General features: G+C 62.1%; 18 protein-coding genes, 1 tRNA gene and 1 other RNA gene. 13 read left to right on the plus strand and 7 right to left on the minus strand.

Annotation, left to right across the window (positions count from 1 at the left end; genetic code table 11):
* Nucleotide 1: 1 nt before the first annotated feature.
* The 7 genes from GSQ73_RS01350 to cydX all read left to right on the plus strand — a co-directional run bounded on the left by GSQ73_RS01350 (nucleotide 2) and on the right by cydX (nucleotide 7,579).
* Nucleotides 2-2,389 (plus strand): DUF1631 family protein, encoded by a 2,388-nt coding sequence (locus tag GSQ73_RS01350; protein ID WP_158880235.1) that lies wholly within the window; start codon nucleotides 2-4, stop codon nucleotides 2,387-2,389.
* Nucleotides 2,389-2,742: a PilZ domain-containing protein gene (locus GSQ73_RS01355; protein WP_158880238.1), complete on the plus strand. Its 354-nt coding sequence runs from the start codon at nucleotides 2,389-2,391 to the stop codon at nucleotides 2,740-2,742. The genes GSQ73_RS01350 and GSQ73_RS01355 overlap by 1 nt, the downstream gene beginning before the upstream one ends.
* A 142-nt stretch (nucleotides 2,743-2,884) precedes the next feature.
* Nucleotides 2,885-4,195: a Xaa-Pro dipeptidase gene (gene pepQ / locus GSQ73_RS01360; protein ID WP_158880241.1), complete on the plus strand. Its 1,311-nt coding sequence runs from the start codon at nucleotides 2,885-2,887 to the stop codon at nucleotides 4,193-4,195.
* A gap of 280 nt (nucleotides 4,196-4,475) precedes the next feature.
* Nucleotides 4,476-4,706 (plus strand): cytochrome oxidase putative small subunit CydP, encoded by a 231-nt coding sequence (cydP, locus tag GSQ73_RS01365; RefSeq protein WP_158880244.1) that lies wholly within the window; start codon nucleotides 4,476-4,478, stop codon nucleotides 4,704-4,706.
* Nucleotides 4,703-6,280, plus strand: coding sequence for a cytochrome ubiquinol oxidase subunit I (locus GSQ73_RS01370; RefSeq protein ID WP_158880247.1), 1,578 nt, complete (start codon nucleotides 4,703-4,705; stop codon nucleotides 6,278-6,280). Before cydP ends, GSQ73_RS01370 begins: the two co-directional genes overlap by 4 nt.
* A gap of 9 nt (nucleotides 6,281-6,289) precedes the next feature.
* Nucleotides 6,290-7,420 (plus strand): cytochrome d ubiquinol oxidase subunit II, encoded by a 1,131-nt coding sequence (gene cydB / locus GSQ73_RS01375; protein WP_158880249.1) that lies wholly within the window; start codon nucleotides 6,290-6,292, stop codon nucleotides 7,418-7,420.
* A 15-nt stretch (nucleotides 7,421-7,435) separates the two neighbouring features.
* On the plus strand, nucleotides 7,436-7,579 hold the full coding sequence (cydX, locus tag GSQ73_RS01380) for a cytochrome bd-I oxidase subunit CydX (RefSeq protein ID WP_158880252.1): 144 nt from the start codon (nucleotides 7,436-7,438) through the stop codon (nucleotides 7,577-7,579).
* Here cydX and GSQ73_RS01385 read toward each other — a convergent pair.
* Nucleotides 7,576-8,952 (minus strand): aminopeptidase P N-terminal domain-containing protein, encoded by a 1,377-nt coding sequence (locus GSQ73_RS01385; RefSeq protein ID WP_158880255.1) that lies wholly within the window; start codon nucleotides 8,950-8,952, stop codon nucleotides 7,576-7,578. The two genes, cydX and GSQ73_RS01385, sit on opposite strands and share 4 nt — an antisense overlap.
* Entirely contained in the window at nucleotides 8,913-9,473 is a 561-nt protein-coding gene (locus tag GSQ73_RS01390; protein WP_158880258.1) for a UPF0149 family protein, read from the minus strand. Before GSQ73_RS01390 ends, GSQ73_RS01385 begins: the two co-directional genes overlap by 40 nt.
* 112 nt (nucleotides 9,474-9,585) lie before the next feature.
* Here GSQ73_RS01390 and GSQ73_RS01395 point away from each other — a divergent pair, with 112 nt between their 5' ends.
* The 6 genes from GSQ73_RS01395 to rpiA all read left to right on the plus strand — a co-directional run bounded on the left by GSQ73_RS01395 (nucleotide 9,586) and on the right by rpiA (nucleotide 12,254).
* A complete protein-coding gene (locus GSQ73_RS01395; RefSeq protein ID WP_158880261.1) occupies nucleotides 9,586-9,825 on the plus strand; it encodes a TIGR02449 family protein in 240 nt (79 codons plus the stop codon).
* A complete protein-coding gene (locus GSQ73_RS01400; protein ID WP_158880264.1) occupies nucleotides 9,825-10,139 on the plus strand; it encodes a cell division protein ZapA in 315 nt (104 codons plus the stop codon). The genes GSQ73_RS01395 and GSQ73_RS01400 overlap by 1 nt, the downstream gene beginning before the upstream one ends.
* 89 nt (nucleotides 10,140-10,228) lie before the next feature.
* Nucleotides 10,229-10,415: non-coding RNA, 6S RNA (gene ssrS / locus GSQ73_RS01405), on the plus strand.
* Between the two features lie 81 nt (nucleotides 10,416-10,496).
* On the plus strand, nucleotides 10,497-11,111 hold the full coding sequence (locus GSQ73_RS01410; protein WP_158880267.1) for a 5-formyltetrahydrofolate cyclo-ligase: 615 nt from the start codon (nucleotides 10,497-10,499) through the stop codon (nucleotides 11,109-11,111).
* Nucleotides 11,108-11,560: an EVE domain-containing protein gene (locus GSQ73_RS01415; protein WP_158880270.1), complete on the plus strand. Its 453-nt coding sequence runs from the start codon at nucleotides 11,108-11,110 to the stop codon at nucleotides 11,558-11,560. The genes GSQ73_RS01410 and GSQ73_RS01415 overlap by 4 nt, the downstream gene beginning before the upstream one ends.
* Nucleotides 11,561-11,612: 52 nt before the next feature.
* Nucleotides 11,613-12,254 (plus strand): ribose-5-phosphate isomerase RpiA, encoded by a 642-nt coding sequence (gene rpiA / locus GSQ73_RS01420; RefSeq protein ID WP_158880273.1) that lies wholly within the window; start codon nucleotides 11,613-11,615, stop codon nucleotides 12,252-12,254.
* 14 nt (nucleotides 12,255-12,268) lie between these two features.
* Here rpiA and GSQ73_RS01425 read toward each other — a convergent pair whose 3' ends face one another.
* From GSQ73_RS01425 to rplM, 5 genes are all read right to left on the minus strand, one after another.
* Nucleotides 12,269-13,408: a histidinol-phosphate transaminase gene (locus GSQ73_RS01425; RefSeq protein WP_158880276.1), complete on the minus strand. Its 1,140-nt coding sequence runs from the start codon at nucleotides 13,406-13,408 to the stop codon at nucleotides 12,269-12,271.
* 10 nt (nucleotides 13,409-13,418) lie between these two features.
* On the minus strand, nucleotides 13,419-15,926 hold the full coding sequence (locus GSQ73_RS01430) for a TonB-dependent receptor (protein WP_158880279.1): 2,508 nt from the start codon (nucleotides 15,924-15,926) through the stop codon (nucleotides 13,419-13,421).
* 573 nt (nucleotides 15,927-16,499) lie between these two features.
* Nucleotides 16,500-16,573 (minus strand) — tRNA-Gln (locus GSQ73_RS01435).
* A 15-nt stretch (nucleotides 16,574-16,588) separates the two neighbouring features.
* Nucleotides 16,589-16,981 (minus strand): 30S ribosomal protein S9, encoded by a 393-nt coding sequence (gene rpsI, locus GSQ73_RS01440; RefSeq protein ID WP_158880281.1) that lies wholly within the window; start codon nucleotides 16,979-16,981, stop codon nucleotides 16,589-16,591.
* Between the two features lie 9 nt (nucleotides 16,982-16,990).
* Nucleotides 16,991-17,419 carry a 50S ribosomal protein L13 gene (gene rplM, locus GSQ73_RS01445; protein WP_158880283.1) on the minus strand — a complete coding sequence of 143 codons (429 nt, stop codon included), beginning with the start codon at nucleotides 17,417-17,419 and terminating at the stop codon, nucleotides 16,991-16,993.
* Between the last annotated feature and the right edge of the window lie 126 nt (nucleotides 17,420-17,545).

Genomic DNA, 17,545 nt, shown 5'->3' on the forward strand with positions numbered 1-17,545 from the left:
CATGGAAGCAGGTCAGGACAGGCGGCCGCCCGCGTCCCATCAGCCCGTTCGTCTGCGCGGCGGACGCTGGCCTGCGCGTGCGCAACGTCTGCTGGAGTCGAGCTACGCGCTGTGCGTGGAAGGCATGCACGAACCGTTGCGCCATTGCCTGGGCGAGTTCGAGCAGGAACTGTTCGCGCTCGCCGAACGTGCACGGCATCCCGCCGAACAGCAGGATTGCTTCGCCAGCCGTCAGCGCGTGCTGCAGGAGCGCGCGGCGTTCGAGCAGCATTTCATGGAAAACCTCGGCGAGGCCATCAATGCTCTCGGTACACCCGCCGGCAAGGCCGACGCATCTGCCGACGCCCCGGCGTGGGATTCGCTGGAACTGCTCGATCCGGTCGAGCAGGAATTGAGCATGACGGTCGAGCAGCTCGGAGCACGTGGCGATGTACGCCATGGTCCGGTGCTGTACGAACTGGGTTATCGCTTCGCCGTACTGGTTGGCGCGCCGCCGCTGGAATCGGAGGCATTGCCGATCGGCCCGCACGCGCTGGCCAAGGCGTTCCATGAAGCCATCGGCGAGCTCAAGCTGCCGCTCGCGCATCACGTGATGATGCTGCAGCATTTCGAATCGCTGGTGCAGAAACTCGCGCCGGTATACGAGGCGATCAACGCGCAGCTGCAGGGCGACGGCATCCTGCCGAAACTGCGCAGCATGTCGATCCCGCGCAACCTCACCAAGCGCGCCCGCAGCGGAGTGGAAGAAACCGCCGCGGTCGCGAGTCAACCTGCGCCGGCTGCCGCCGGTTCGGCCCCGCAGCACGCCGGTGGCTCCATCGAGGTACTGGAATCACTGCGCAACCTGCTCGCGCAACAGCGTGGTGCGCAGGCCAGCGATGGCCAGGCACCGGGGCGTGCAGCCAGCGCCGACGAATTGCAGCTTGCACTCGGCGCGCTGCAGCAGCATCTCGCGCAAGTCACCGACCACGCCAGCCGCGAACTGCGCAGCGCACAACGATTGCGCGAGGAACTGCTCACCCAGCTCAACGTCAACAATCCCGTCGGTGCGCCGCGCACGCAGTTGAGCGGCGAACAGGGCGACACGGTAGAACTGGTAGCGATGCTGTTCGAGCAACTCGGCGAGCAGTTGCAGAAGGGCGGCAATGCGCGTGCATTGCTCAGCGACCTGCAATTGCCGGTGCTGCGCGTTGCGGTCACCGATCGCGAATTCTTCGAGAAGAAAGAGCATCCCGCGCGTCGCCTGCTCGACACCGTCACCGCGACCGCGAACGACTGGCTGGACGGCAGCGACGACGAGAGCAATCGGCCGCTCGCCGCCAAACTTGAGCAACTGGTCCAGCGCGCGAGCCAGGAACCGCCGAGTGCCGGTTTGTACACCGCACTGCTGGCCGATATCGAGCACCACCTCGCACTGCTCACGCGCAAGGCGCAGGCCGCCGAACGCCGTCACGTGGAAGCAGCGCAAGGTCGCGAGCGGCTGGATCAGGCGCGTCGTCGCGCCGCCGAATTCATGGCCGAGCGATTTGCGCAGTCGTCGCCACGCGGATTGCTGCGCGCCCTGCTCGATCGCGCCTGGTCCGACGTGCTGGCACTGACGCTGTTGCGTCACGGCGAAAACAGCGACGCGTTCGACGCGCAACTGACCATTACTGATCAGTTGCTCGGAAGGCTTCCGGTCACAGACGCAAAGCAGTTGCAGCAGGAAGTGGAAGCTGGCCTGCAGCAGATCGGCATGCACGCGGAAGAAGCCGAACAAGTCGCGCAACGTCTGCTCGGTTCGGGCGTACCGGACCCAGCGGTCGATCTGCCCAGCGCTACCGATCTGGCGATGAAGCTCAAGCAGCATCAGCGACTGGGCGAGCAGCAATCCACCCAGGAACCTGTTGCGAAGGCGCCGGTCGCGACGCCATTGCCACAACCAGCGCCGCCCTCGCAACCGGCGCAGCCCTCGCGATCAGAACAACCCAAACAGCCGACGCCACTGGTCACGAATGCCGCGCCCGCTGTTGAAACACCAGCGCCGTCTACGCCGATCGCTGCGACTGCTCCCGTCGCCGACGCACGCGCGCAGAAGATCGAGCAGCACCTGCGCGAGCTGCCGTTCGGAAGCTGGTTCGAATTCGTCGATCCGCTCACCAAGCAAATCGCTCGACGCAAACTTGCCTGGTATTCGCCGATGTCCGGCCGTTGCCTGATGATCAGCCGACGCGGTCAGCGTGGCGACGAAATGACGCTGACCCAGCTCGCCCACGAAATTGCGAGCGGTCGCGCCAGTGAGGTCCTGGAGCAGCGCGAAGGCTTGCTCGATCGCGCGTGGCGTGGACTCACCGGCAGCCTGACGCCGGTGTCGCGACGTGCCCATCCGCAGCAGGAGTTCGATCGCTGATGAGTGCGCATCCCAGCAATCAACGCCGCGCCGAACGCAAGCGCGCCACCTTCACCGCGCTGGTCACCGACGTGATCACCGGCCTGCCCATGGGCCAGTTGGGCAATCTCTCCAGCACCGGCATGCTGCTGATCAGCTCGAAGGCACCGCGCAGCGAAGCCATCTATCAGGTGAGCATGGCGCTGGCGGAATCCGGCCGTCTGCTGACTCAATCGCAGCCGATCGAACTGGGCATCCAGGAACAATGGAACGAACCCGCCGCGACGCCCGGACAAATCTGGGCCGGATATCGCATCGTGGCGATCAGCGACGCTGACGCGGCACGGCTGGAAAGCTGGCTCACCCAGGCGTAGTGCCGGCGATGATTGGCTGGCACGCGCGACGTTGGCGCGCGATCATGGGCATCCGCCCTTCGCGCCATGCCATCGCGACCGATCAAGAGTGTTCGATGCGTGGGACAGCAGGGCCGGATTCTTCCGCTTCGCAGGAATGTCCATGCCCGAATCATTCGCTTCGCTCTATCCCGCGCATCTGTCCACGCTGTGCGAACGTGCCGACCACGCGCTGGCCATCGGTGGTTTCGACAGCCTGCTGATCGCCGCCGGTTCGCCGCTGCGCAAATTTCTCGACGACCAGGATTATCCGTTCACGGTCAGCCCGCACTTCAAGCACTGGTTGCCGCTGACCGATGCACCGGGCAGCTGGATCATCTACACGCCCGGCGGGAAACCGAAGCTGGTGTTCGTGCAGCCGCGCGACTACTGGCACGTGGTACCGCAGGCGCCGAGCGGCTACTGGGTGGAACATTTCGACATCATCATCGTGCGCAGCGCAGCCGATGCCCTGACCGAATTATCCGGCGGCAAGCGCGCGGTGATCGCGCCGATCGAAGCGATGCCCGATGCCAACAATCCACCGGCGGTGATCGACTACCTGCACTGGCATCGCAGTTACAAGACACCTTACGAACTTGCCTTGATGCGCGAAGCCAGTCGCATCGGTGCGTGCGCGCATCGCGCGGCGGAACAGGCGTTTCGCGCGGGCAAGAGCGAACTGGAGATCCACCTGGCGTATCTCGCCGCCGCGCGACAGATCGATGCCGAGCTGCCCTACGCCAGCATTGTCGCGCTGAACGAACACGGCGCCGTACTTCACTACACGCATTTCGATCGCACGCCACCGAAGCAAAGCCGCTCGTTCCTGATCGATGCCGGCGCGAGTGCCGCCGGTTACGCCAGCGACATCACGCGAACTTACGCATCGCCGCAGGCAGCGGAATTCCAGGCGCTGATCAACAGCGTGGAAAATGCGCAACAGGGTTTTGCCGCTACGGTGCTCGCAGGGCAGAGTTACCCCGACCTGCACATCCACGCGCATCACGTGCTTGCCGGCGTGTTGCGCGAGCATGGCTTCATCCGCATGAGTGCGGAAAGCGCAGTCGAGTCCGGCGTGAGCAGTGCATTTTTCCCACACGGTCTCGGTCATCCGATCGGCCTGCAGGTGCATGACGTCGCCGGTTTCCAGCAGAGCGAGAGCGGCGGCAGCATCGCGCGTCCGGACGGACATCCGTATTTGCGCATGACCCGCGTGCTCGAACCCGGCATGGTCGTCACCATCGAACCGGGGCTCTATTTCATCGACATGTTGCTGGCGGACCTGCGCGACAAGCCGGTGTCACGCGATATCGACTGGGCCCGGGTTGACGCCTTCCGCCAATACGGCGGCATCCGCATCGAGGATGACGTGGTTTGTACCGAGGGTGGGCCGGAGAATCTGACACGGGATGCGTTTGCGTTGGTTGAATAGATCTTTGCGAGAGATTTGAACAGACAATTGGTACGGAGATCGTCGCAACGGCATAGCTGCTTATTGTTCTTGCTGGGTGTTGCACTGAGAAAGCTCCACGTTGTTTCAGAACACTCACTTTGGTCATTCCGGCGAAGGTCGAAATCGCGCAGCGATACTGGCCTTCCGACATGGCACAAGAACCGTGTGTCCACATCACTCGTCCTCTGCGACATTTCTCCACATCAGCCCCACGCCCCACCAGCGTATGCTGCACTCAGCCAAAGCACGGATACCTAGCATGTCCAGCTACACGGCACCCGTTTCCTCGTCGGCAAAGACCAGCATTGCGCGGCGACCGCTGCGCAGGCTGACGCTCGAATTGTTGGGCATCGTCGTGCTGAAGATCACCGTGCTGATGGTGATCTGGTGGGTGGCGTTTGCGCCGCATCCGAAACCCGACGCCAGTGCCGATGCGATTGCGCAACGGCTCGCACCTTCCTCGCAACATGCCAACGCAGGCCACCCATGATCATCGACTCCGATGTCGTCACGTTGTCGCGCCTGCAGTTCGCGCTGACGGCGATGTACCACTTCCTGTTCGTGCCGCTCACGCTGGGGCTGGTGTGGATTCTGGCCGTGATGGAAAGCGTCTACGTGATGACCGGGCGCGAAGTATGGAAGCGCATGGTGCAGTTTTGGGGCGTGCTGTTCGGCATCAATTTCGCGATGGGCGTGGCCACCGGCGTCACGATGGAATTCCAGTTCGGCATGAACTGGGCGTATTACTCGCATTACGTCGGCGACATCTTTGGCGCGCCACTGGCGATCGAAGGGATGATGGCATTCTTTCTCGAAGCCACGTTGATCGGCGTGTTCTTCATGGGCTGGGATCGCATCTCGCGCATCAAGCATCTGCTGGTGACGTGGTTCCTCGCGTTGGCGACAAGCTTGTCGGCGTTGTGGATCCTGATCGCCAACGCGTGGATGCAGCACCCGGTCGGCGCGGCGTTCAACCCGCAGACGATGCGCATGGAAGTGACGTCGTTTGCCGACGTGGTGTTCAACCCGGTGGCGCAGGACAAGTTCGTGCACACGGTGAGCGCTGGCTACGTGATGGGTTCGATGTTCGTGCTGTCGATCAGCGCGTGGTATCTGCTGCGGGGGCGCAACGTGGATTTCGCCAAGCGTTCGATGACGGTGGCGGCGAGCTTCGGTCTGGCGGCGGCGTTGTCGGTGGTGGTGCTCGGCGATGCTTCTGGTTACACCGTATCGCTGAACCAGAAAATGAAAATGGCCTCGATCGAGGCGATGTGGAAAACCGAACCGGCGCCCGCGCCGTTCACCCTCATCGGCCTGCCTGACGTCGCGAATCACACGACGCATTTCGCGGTGAAGATTCCCTGGGTGATGGGTTTGATCGGCACGCATTCCACGGACGAAACGATGCCCGGTATCGCCGAGCTCGTGGACACTGCCAAGGGCCGCATCGGCACCGGCATCCAGGCGTACGACGCCATGCTGGTGTTGCGGCAGGACCGCAACAACACGCAGGCCAAGGCCACGCTGGCTGCACACGACAAGGACCTGGGTTACGCGCTGCTGCTGAAAAAATATGTCGACGATCCGCGCAAGGCCACGCCGGCGGATATCCAGAAAGCAGCCGACAGCACGATCCCGAATGTGCCGGTGCTGTTCTGGTCGTTCCGCATCATGGTCGGTTGCGGTTTCTATTTCATCGCGCTGTTTGCGCTCTCGTTCTGGAAAGCCAGCAGGCGGCGGCTCGATACACAGCGCTGGTATCTGCGGCTGGCGCTGTGGAGTCTGCCGCTGCCGTGGTTGGCGATCGAGCTGGGGTGGATCGTTGCCGAATACGGGCGCCAGCCCTGGGCGATCGAGGGCGTGCTTCCCACCGCGCTCGGCGTGTCGTCGGTGAGTGCCGGACAAGTGCTCACGTCACTCGGCGGATTCCTGCTGTTCTACACCGCGCTGGCGATCGTCGATGTCACGCTGATGCTGAAATTCACCCGCAAGGGTCCCGATGGGTTGGGCATCTGGCCGTTGGCCGGCGCCGACCCGTCGCATCGTCCGTCCATGCAAGACTAGGAGCAGGCCATGTTCGACTACGCCACGCTGCGAGTGATCTGGTGGGCCCTGCTCGGCACGCTGCTGATCGGCTTCGCGATCATGGACGGCTTCGACTTCGGCGTCGCCGGCCTGCTGAAAGTGCTCGGCCGCGACAACGAGGAACGCCATGTGCTGCTCGAAGGCATCGAGCCGACGTGGGAGGGCAACCAGGTGTGGTTCATTCTGGCCGGCGGCGCGACCTTCGCCGCGTGGCCGATGCTTTATGCGGTGTCTTTTTCCGGCATGTACTTTGCGATCGCACTCGTGCTGCTGGCTTTCATCCTGCGTCCGGTGGGTTTCAATTTTCGCGGCAAGATTCACGATCCGCGCTGGGTATCGCTGTGGGATTGGGTACTGACTGCGTCAGGCCTAGTGGTGATGCTGGTGGCCGGCGTGGCTTTCGGCAATCTGTTTCTCGGCGTGCCGTTTCGATTCGATGGCGACCTGCGCATGACTTGGCAGGGTGGATTCTTCGATCTGCTGCATCCGTTTGCACTGCTGGCCGGGTTGGTGTCGTTGAGCATGCTGCTGGCGCACGGCGCGTGCTGGGCCGCGCTGAAAGCCGATCACGCGATTGCCGCGCGTGCGGTAAAAATCGCGCGGTGGATGACGCTGCTGTACGCCGTGTTTTATGTGCTCGCCGGCGTGTGGCTCGCCTACGGCATTCCCGGTTATGCCATCGCCGGCAATGCGATCACCGACGGCGCGTCCAATCCTTTGTACAAGCAGGTGGCCGTCGGTGGCACGTGGTTCGCCGGTTATCTGCAATATCCATGGTTCTGGTTCGCGCCATTGCTGGCACTGGTGTCGGCAGTCGCCGTGCAGGTACTGATCGGCCGCCGCAACGCGACGGGTTTCATCGCAAGCAGCTTGATGGTGGGCAGCACGATCGCGTCGGCCGGATTTGCGTTGTTTCCGTTCCTGCTTCCGTCCAGCCTCGATCCGGGTTCCAGCCTCACCGTATGGGACGCGTCGTCAAGCCGCGGCACGCTGCAGACGATGCTTGTCGTCACCGCCGTGTTGTTGCCGATCGTCATGCTTTACACGAGCTGGGTGTACCGCGTGATGCGCGGACGCGTCACTCTCGAACAGGTGCGCAAGGCGCACGGCGGCTATTGAAAGGAGTACGGCGGCATGTGGTATTTCTCATGGATCCTCGGGCTCGGACTGGCGTGCGCCTTCGCGATCCTCAATGCGATGTGGTACGAAATCCACGCCACCGACGAAGCCAATCGCGTGCGCGATGATGACGCGGGCTTACCTGATGAGTTGAGTTAGCGGGAAGCCAGCAAGGCTTCAATCTCGTCGGCCGATTTTGGCATCGCCGCGGTAAGCACCTCGCAACCGTCGCGTGTCACCGCCACGTCGTCCTCGATGCGGATGCCGATGCCGCGCCAGCGTTCGGCGACGGTGCGATCGTCGGGTGCGATGTAGAGGCCGGGTTCCACTGTCAGCACCATGTCCGGTTCGAGCAATCGCGATTCGTCGTTGACGCGGTAGTCGCCGACGTCGTGGACGTCCAGACCCAGCCAGTGGCCCGTCTTGGCGGGATAAAAACGCTGGTAGCTGCCCGACGCGATGGCGGCATCGGCATCAACCTTGAGCAGGCCGAGTGCGCATAGACCTTCCGTGAGCACGCGAACCGCTGCGTTGTGCGCGGCACTGAAAGATCGGCCAGGACGCACTTCGTCAATCGCTGCCAGTTGCGCTGCCAGCACTACTTCATACAGCGCGCGCTGCTCGCGGTTGTAGCGACCGTTGACCGGAAATGTACGACTGATATCCGACGCGTAGCAATCGAGCTCCGCACCGGCATCGATCAGCAACAGCTCGCCATCGCGAAGCGTCGCGCGACGGCTTTGATAGTGCATGACGCAGGCGTTGGGACCACCGGCCACGATCGGAGCGAACGCAGGAACCGCGCCGCGGCCGCGCACGACGCGCAACAATTCGGCTTCGACTTCGTATTCGCGTCGTCCGGGCGTGGCAACACTCAGCGCTGCGAGATGAGCCTCGACGGCGATCGACGCGGAGGCGCGCATGAGTTTCAGCTCGGCGCGCGATTTGTACAGACGCAGGTCGTGCAGCAGATGACCGAGCGCGACGAATTCCTTCGGCACCACACCGCCGCCGCGCAGCTGGCGCAGGCGGCGCATCCAGCCGAGCAGCTGCGCGTCGAAATCCGGTTCGCGGCCGAAATGACAGTACACACGGCCACGGCCTTCGATCATCCCCGGCAGGATGTCGTCGATATCGTCGATCGGAAACGCGTCGTCCATGCCGTAGTCGGAAACCGCTCGCTCGGTGCCGATCGACGGGCCGTGCCAACGCTCGCGTTCGGGATCGCGCTCGCGGCAGAACATCACCACTTCGCCATGCCGTCGGCCGGGAAGCAGCGCGAGGATGGCGTCTGATTCCGGAAAGCCCGCGAGATAATGGAAATCCGAATCCTGCCGATACGGCCATGCCGCATCAGCATTTCGCATGCGTTCCGGCGCGGCGGCCACAAGCAGCACCGCGTCCTCGCCGGCCATCTGCATCAGCTGACGACGGCGACGTGCGAATTCATCGGGCGCAATAGCTGGCGCCCCAATAACTGAAGCGCTGGAATTCAATGCACGGTGCCGCTGGACGAATCGTGCGCGGCACATTCCGCATGCAGAAGCATGGCGCCGATGCGCACGAATTCATGCACTTCGATCAGCGCGTCTTCGTCCTCTTCCTGATTGTCGAAATCGAACGACGAGGCGGCGATGACACCCAGATCGCGCAACACTTCCTGTGCCTCGTCCGACAAGTTCGCGTGCGCCGATGTTCCCGCGAGACCAAAGCCGCCGAGAAAACCGCGACACCATTCGACGGTGGCTTCGGCGCGTTCGGCCAGCGGCCGATCGTCTTCGGGCAACAGCGGTTCGAAGCCCAGTTCCGGATCGGCGAGTTCCGATTCGCACTGACGAGCGAGACGATCGAGCAACGCTATGTCGTTGGGTGCAACGTCGGTGACTTCGCCGTCGAGCTGCAACGCAGCCAGCACCGAGGTGCCGCGCAATGATCCGCCACCGGCGATATAACCGCACAGCGATCCATGCAGCTCGCTCGCATCCGTGCCCAGCCGCAGCCGCACGACCAGGGCATCGATTTCGTCATGGCCAACGGGTTCGGCAATGGTCATGTCAGCGCTCCGATAAGGTGTGTTCCACAGTTTAATGCACTGGCGATATCTGCCATCCGATGTAGCCCTGTGGCGCACAGATTTCCGTCAGCGTCCTGTTATAGTTTCGCGCATGACCACGCCCGATCTTGCTTCGTCCGACCCTGTCCGCGAGGAGCTTGCAGCCTTGAGCCAGAAGCTCGACCGGCTGCTCGACACCGTGCGACGGCTCACCGAAGAAAACCGCAGTCTGCGGCACAGCCAGGAGCAGTTGTCGGGCGAACGTGCCGGCTTGCTGGCGCGCAACGAACAAGCGCGCAGTCGCGTCGAGGCGATGATCCAGCGCCTCAAATCACTCGAGAGCAATAGCTGATGAATACGCCCGTCAGTGATCCGGTAACGCTGCGCCTGATCGATCGCGAATTTCTGATTGCCTGCTCGCCGGAAGAGCGCGAGGGCCTGCTTGAGGCTGCAAGTTTTCTCGATCGCAAGATGCGCGAATTGCGCGCGAACGCGAAAGCGCCAAGCTTTGAACGCTTGGCTGTGCTGACCGCCATCAGCGTCACCCACGATTTTCTGACCCTGCGCAAGCAACACGATGGACAGGGGCAACGCCTCAGCGACGGGCTCGCGACCTTGCGTCAGAAACTCGACGCCGCGCTTGAAAGTGAAGCCGCCAGGCGCTGATTGATTCGGGGCGAACGCCGCCCTGCATGAACTTCGGCGGACTGCGGTCAGTGGCACATTCCGGAACGAGCGCCTAAAATGGACCTCGGCGTTTTCTGCGATGTGCGCCAGCACACTCTTACATTTGCCTTGTTCCTAATTACGGCCCCGGGTCGGCTTAACATCGGCTGTTGTGCATGTCCGCCGCGTGCGGAAAGCCTTGAGGCCATGTAGCCCTCCCACCTGATCCACTTTGGATCAAGGTCGTTTGGTGGGCAGCGGCATCGCGGTTGACGCCACTTCTTTCCGGCCCGGCCATCGTCGCTCGACGATGGCCGGGATCGGCTGCCAGGCGAGGTTCGATCGGAGACGCGACACGTGGACGCCATCGCCCAACGCCGCGAACAGCGCCAGAGCATATCCGAGCGTCGGCGCGCGTTGTCACCTGCCGAGCGCATTGCCGCGGCACAGGGTTTGCGCCGCAGTCTCGAACAACTTCCCGAGTACCTCACCGACGCACGCGTCGCGGGCTACTGGGCGACCAACGGCGAGTTGCCGCTGAATCTGGTGATTCCACCGTTGGCATCGCGCGGACAGCAGTTTTTGCTGCCGGTGATCGGCGACGGGAAGCGGCTGCGTTTCGCGCCATGGCAATCCGGCGAAGATGTGCTTCCGAATCAGCATGGCATTCCCGAACCCGCGCAGCCGCGCGAACTGCTCGAACCTTTTCAGCTTGATCTGGTGCTGGTGCCGCTGCTCGGTTTTGACCGACGCGGCCATCGGCTCGGTTATGGCGGCGGCTATTACGATCGCAGCTTCGCGTTCCTCAACGAACAGGTCCGGCCGACCGAACCCCTGCTTGTCGGCATCGCGTACGCGTTCCAGGAGCTGCCGCGGATCGAGGACGCCAGCTGGGACGTTCCGCTCGACTTTATCGCCACCGAACTCGAACTCATCGACTGCAACAGCCCGGGCAATGAGGCAAACGCATGAAACACTGGCTGATGAAATCGGAGCCTGAAACATTTTCCATCGACGACCTCAAACGCAAGCGCGTGGAGGCGTGGGACGGCGTGCGTAATTACCAGGCGCGCAACTTCATGCGCGACGTCATGAAGCCTGGCGACAAGGTGTTCTTCTATCATTCCAACTGCGCCGAACCGGGCATCGCCGGGCTCGCCGAAGTGGCGAGCGATTCGTATCCCGATCCCAGCCAGTTCGATGCCAAGAGCCACTACTTCGATCCGAAAAGCTCGCGCGAGGATCCGCGCTGGATGCTGGTCGACGTGGAATTCGTGAAGAAGCTCAAGCGCGTGATCACCCTCGATGAACTGAAGGGCCACGCTGCACTCGACGAGATGCTGCTGCTGCGCAAAGGCAACCGACTGTCGGTGATGCCGGTTGCCGCGGCCGAATGGCGTTACATCCTCACACTCGAATGAGCGCGGCCTCGCGCTCTTCTCCGTTATTCCCAACCTTTCCGGAACCGATGTCATGAGCAACGCCAACGAGAAACGCCAGGCCGGTGAAGCGGCGATCCGCTACGTCGAGGATGGCGCCATCGTCGGTGTCGGCACGGGCACGACGGTCGCGTTTTTCATCGACGCGCTAGCCGACCTCAAGGACCGAATTCAGGGCGCCATCTCCAGTTCGGATCAATCCACCGCGCATTTGAAAAAGCTCGGCATTCCGGTGCTCGATCTCAATTCGGCCGGCCCGCTGACGATCTACATCGACGGCGCCGATGAGTGCGATCCGTACAAACGGTTGATCAAGGGTGGCGGTGCGGCGCTGACGCGCGAAAAGGTCGTCGCCGCCGCGAGCGAGAAGTTCGTCTGCATCATCGACTCGAGCAAACGCGTCGATCTGCTCGGCAAGTTTCCCGTGCCGATTGAAGTGATCCCGATGGCGCGCAGCCTGATCGGCCGCGAGATCGTGAAGCGCGGCGGCCAGCCGGTGTGGCGCGATGGTGTGGTCACGGACAACGGCAACTGGATCATCGACGTGCATGGCTGGCAGATTGCCGATCCGGCTGCGCTGGAAAGCGAACTCAATCAATTGCCCGGCATCGTCACCGTGGGACTCTTCGCGCGCCGGCCTGCGGACGTGGTGCTGATCGGCGATCGCGAGATGTGATGGAACGCCACGGCTCAACGCACGGCGAGAATGTCGCGCAATGCAGCCTGCGCCCTGGCGTTTTCACGAGGCAGTCCGATGGTGATGCGCGCCCAGTGCGCCAGAGGCGGAAAGCTGCGGCCGATATCGATGCCTCGCTGCAAAAATGCAGCTGCCAGTTCGGGCTGTGGCCGACCAGCATCGAAGAAAATGAAGTTGGCTACCGTCTCGCTGTGCGGCAATTTCAGATCCTTCAGCGTCGACAGCCAGATGCGCCGTTCGTCGGCGACCGCACGACGACTGCGATCAAGTAACGCCTTGTCCTGCAGGGCCGCACCGGCGGCAACGATCGCAAGCCGACCTAGACCTTCCGCGGTGCCCGCACCTTCCTTGCGCAATGCCGATACCAGCGGCGGTGGTGCAAGCAGATAGCCGAAGGGCAATCCGGCAAGTCCATGGATCTTGGCAAAGGTGCGAAACACGGCCACGTTGGCCCCTTCCCTCACCAGGTCCACCGCGCTGCGCGTGGCGAAGTCGTCGGTGTACTCGAGGTAAGCCTCATCGACGATCACCAGTACTTTCTGCGACACCTCGCGCAGAAAGCTTTTGAACGCGGCGCTGTCGCAGACGGTGCCGCTCGGGTTGTGCGGATTGACCAGGTAGATCGCACGTGTCTTTGCGTTGATCTTCGCCGCCAGTGCACGCAAATCGTTCCGCTGCGAAGCGTCCAGCGGTACCGGCACGCTCACGCCACCCACGCGCGAAGTGGCATCCACCAAAGCCAGGTAACCCGGCGTCGAGTAGATGAATTCGCCACCCGCGCCGCCTTCGGTCCCCAGATACAGTCCCAGCCCGTCCAGCACTTCGCCTGGCAAAACATGATCCGAAGGCAGTCGTTCGTATGCCGCGAGTTGCTCGACCAATGCATGCGCCGCGCTCTCGTCCCCGTATCGCACTACCTTTCCCAGTTCGCGCTGGATGGCCTGCACAGCGAGCGGCGAGGGGCCATACGGATTCTCGTTGAAGCACAGGCGGATCGTTGCCTCTTTTGAATCCAACGAGCCGAGCGGCGCCGCCAGTGCCGGCTCCAGCCAGCCGGGCGCCAACAGTGCAGCGCCCGCCGCGGCGCCCGCGCTTTTCAGAAAAAGCCGGCGATCAATGCGTGATTGGGTCATGGAAATTTCCTCAGAACGTGATGGCGACGCGCGCATACCAGTAACCACCGTTCAGACCGTAGGGCGAGACGTTGCCGTAGTAGCTTTCTCCCAGCGACGGATAGAACGCAACGGCCGACTTGAAGGGCCGCACATCGAACAAGTTGTTGGCGCCGACCGCAAGGTTGATCGCTGGCGTGAGCTGATAATCCGCTTCCAGATCGGTGATCCAGCGCGCGTCGAACCACGCACCGTAGGCTTCGCGATATTTGCCGTACTGGGACTCGTGCAGCTGCAGAGCGAATTTGCCGATTTGCCAGTCGCCGCCGAAGATCAGCTTTCTGTTGGGGCTACTTTGCGTGATCTCGGCTTGTGCTTCGGCGTTGAGCAGTTGATAGGTTGGCCCCAGCGCGCTGAGCTGCGGTGGTGTGGCAACCGTTTTCAGCACATGAAGGTGGTTGACGTTGCCGCTGAAACTCCAGTCAACAGTACCGTAGCGGCCGAGTTCCTGATGCCACGACGCCGAGGCATCGATGCCTCGACTACGGATGTCCGCCGCGTTGGTGAAAAACTTCACGCTGTCCAGGCCGGAGTAGCCGTAACCCGTCAGCACCGAAGCCACAGCTGCGCCCGAGATGTAGCCCGTGGCGCTGATGAAGTCGTCGATCCGCACCTGGTAAGCATCCACGCTGAAATGCAACGCATCGGTCGGGTTGTAGACCAGCCCGACACTGAGGTTGCGCGAGCGTTCGGGCTTCAGCGGCGTGGCGCCCAGAGCCGCCGCGACCGGCGTGTTCGCGCGCAGCCACAACGACTCGATGCTCTGGTAGCCGTTGCCGAGATTGGCCGTATTGAAACCGGTGGTCGCGAAACCCTCTTGTTGCAGTGACGGCGCACGAAAGCCGTTCCCGAACGAACCGCGCAAGGCGAGCTGCGGAGTGATCGCAAAGCGCGTGCTGAGTTGTCCGGAGAGTACATGCGCCGTGTCGCTGTAATGCTCGTAGCGGCCGGCAAGATCGACGTGCCAACGATCGGTCAGGTCCGTCGCGGCTTCCGCGTATCCGGCATACACATCACGCTGCAGGGTGGTCGCGTTATCCGGCGTGTAGCCGTTGAAAGCCTGCAATCCGCCGCGTCGCAGCACGCCAGCAAACGGACCATCGGGGCTTACGTATCCGCCATTGATGTACGAATCGGGTTCGCCGGCACCAAGCGCATATTTCTCCCAACGCTGCTCCAGTCCCCAGGAGACCTGCAACGGTCCATGCAGTCCCGCATCGAAGGCGCGCGTGAAGTCGAGGTTGGTGGTCAGCTGATCGAAGTCCTGTTCGCCGAGATAGAAGCTGGTTGGACTATCGGGACCCAGGGACGGATTGAGCGTGTTCTGTCCATGCAGGCGAGCGTGGTCGCGACCGTAGCTGCTGCTCAGGTCCCAGTTCCAGCCCGCAAGCAGCCCCTTGAGGCCGCCGATGAACTGATAGTCGGTCTCATAGATATGGCGATATGCCTGGAACCCATCAGGATAGATTTCCGTAAGGTCATACACACTGCTGGGGTTGTACTCGGTACTCGCTGCGACGACATCGCGATAGCTCAGCGTGGCATTCGAATACAACGTCAACTGATCGCTCAGCGGCAGCTCCAGGTTGTAGCCAAGATTCAGCAGGTGATCCTTGGTCGACTGTCCGTAACCCTTGTCGAAATGACGCCGATCCACGGCGGCCTCGCGCGGATCCGGTGATCCGTCCGGCAATGGCGTGTAAAAAGGATTGGACGGATACAGCGTCGGATAGACCGGCAATGGCGCCGCATTCTGCCTGCGCGCGTCCAGCGACACATTGATGAAACCGCCGTCGCCCAGCTTGAAACCCTTGTTGAGCTCCTGCTGCACCGTGGCGCCGCCGTCGTGGTAGTTGCTGCCGAACGTGCTATCCGCTTCGCCGCCATCGCTGTCGCGCTTGAGGATGATGTTGATGACACCGGCAATGGCATCGGAACCGTATTGCGCGGCAGCGCCGTCGTGCAGAATCTCGATATGGTCGATCGCGCTGATCGGGATCAGATCCAGATCCACCGGAGCGCTGCCGCCAGCGAAGGTCGAGACGTTGTTGACGAAGGACGATGTGTGGCGCCGTTTGCCATTGATCAGCACCAGCACCTCGTCCCCGCTGAAACCGCGCATCGTGAAAGGCCGTACCGATGCGGACGTGCCATAGGCGTTTTCAGCCAGGTTGAAGGACGAATCAAGCGTGGACAGGATGTGCTTGAGGCCGGCCTTGCCGGTTCGCTGCAAGTCTGCGCTGGTAATCACTGTGATCGGCACCGCGCTATTGCCAGCGGTGGTATCGGTGCCTCGCTCGCCAGTGACCACCACCGTTGCCAATGCCCTGGCCTTGGTGTGATCGGCAACAGAAGCGTCGGCACTGACGTCCTGGGCTTTTGTGGCAACCGGGCCAAGCAATAGCGCCGAGAATAGAAGGTTGCGTTTCCAGTGACTCGATGTGTCTGATCTGGATCGATGACTCTTTGCTTCTTTCACTGCTCCCCCTGCTGATATGCCGCTCGGTCGACAGACCGATTGCCGGATGACAATCGTTTGGACGTAAAGACGTCCAAACATTAATTGTCGCTGTGCAGCAAATTATCATGGAGGTTGCGGAATTGCTCAGCGTCTTAATGCATATGCTTATGCCATCCGGGCATATGACCGCGCAGGTACGAATCGAAACACTTCGGGCACACCGCGGCCTCCTCACATTCAGGATCTGCCATGAAGCCATTCGATGATGTCGGAAGCGGCGAAACTCGAAACAGGGATGTTCCGAAGTTTCAGTGCGTATCGAGATGGTGTCATTCCCCGCATGTCATTGCGGCGCAGACCGGAATCCAGCCGAACTTTCGCGGTGCAAATCGCTTGATGACGTGCAGGGCGGCGTTGGCGGCTAGCCACCAAGCCACGGCGTGCGCGCAGACGAGGGCGGCTCAGAGTTGTCGTCTTGTGCCCGAACCATGCAGTCGCTCAGCGGTTTTCGACAGCAAAAAAAATCCCGCCGGGAGGCGGGATCTTCTTGAACCCTTGCGTGCAAGTCTGCAGGCGGTCGGGATCTGTATTTGGCAGCCCCGGATGGATTCGAACCACCGATGCCTGAGTCAGAGTCAGGTGCCTTACCGCTTGGCGACGGGGCTATGTTGGAAGCTGGATTAGCGCTTGGAGAACTGCGTGGCGCGGCGTGCCTTGTGCAGGCCGACCTTCTTGCGTTCGACTTCACGGGCGTCACGAGTCACGAAACCGGCCTTGCGCAGCGGCGACTTCAACGTCTCGTCATACTCGATCAGCGCGCGGGCGATGCCCAGACGGATCGCACCGGCCTGACCGGTAATGCCACCGCCGGCGACCGTCACCATGATGTCGAACTTGCTGATGTTGTCGGTCAGCTCAAGCGGCTGGCGCACGATCATGCACGAGGTCTCGCGGCCGAAAAACTGTTCGAGCGTCTTGCCGTTGACCACGATGTCGCCCTTGCCCTTGCGCAGAAACACGCGGGCGGCGGAGGTCTTGCGGCGGCCAGTGCCGTAATTCTGCTGGGTCGTCATGATGATTCCTTAGATTTCCAGCGCCTGCGGCTGCTGTGCGATATGCGGATGTTCGGCACCGCCGTAGACCTTGAGCTTGCGATACATCTCGCGGCCCAGCGGGTTCTTCGGCAGCATGCCCTTGACGGCGATCTCGATCACACGCTCGGGATAGGTGGCCAACAAGTCCTTCAGACTGGTCGTCTTCAGGTTGCCGATGTAGCCGGTGAAGCGGTGGTATTTCTTGTCGTCGAGCTTGGCACCCGTGACATGCACCTTTTGCGCATTGATGACGACGATATAATCGCCGGTGTCGCAATGCGGGGTGTATTCCGGCTTGTGCTTGCCGCGCAGACGACGGGCGATCTCGGTCGACAGGCGACCGAGCGTCTTGTTCGTGGCGTCCACCACGAACCAGTCGCGCTTGATGTTGTCTGCGTTGGCGCTAAACGTTTTCATTTCAGAATACCTGTTCTGCCGCCGTGAGGCGGTACGCGTAATCGGTAGATCAAAGGCGCGAGATGATAGCGGAGCCGTCATCTATGGCGCAAGTCCGCCGACCGGCGGGCTGTGAGCTGGCAATGA

The organism is Rhodanobacter sp. L36, from assembly GCF_009765755.1.
GTDB lineage: Bacteria > Pseudomonadota > Gammaproteobacteria > Xanthomonadales > Rhodanobacteraceae > Rhodanobacter.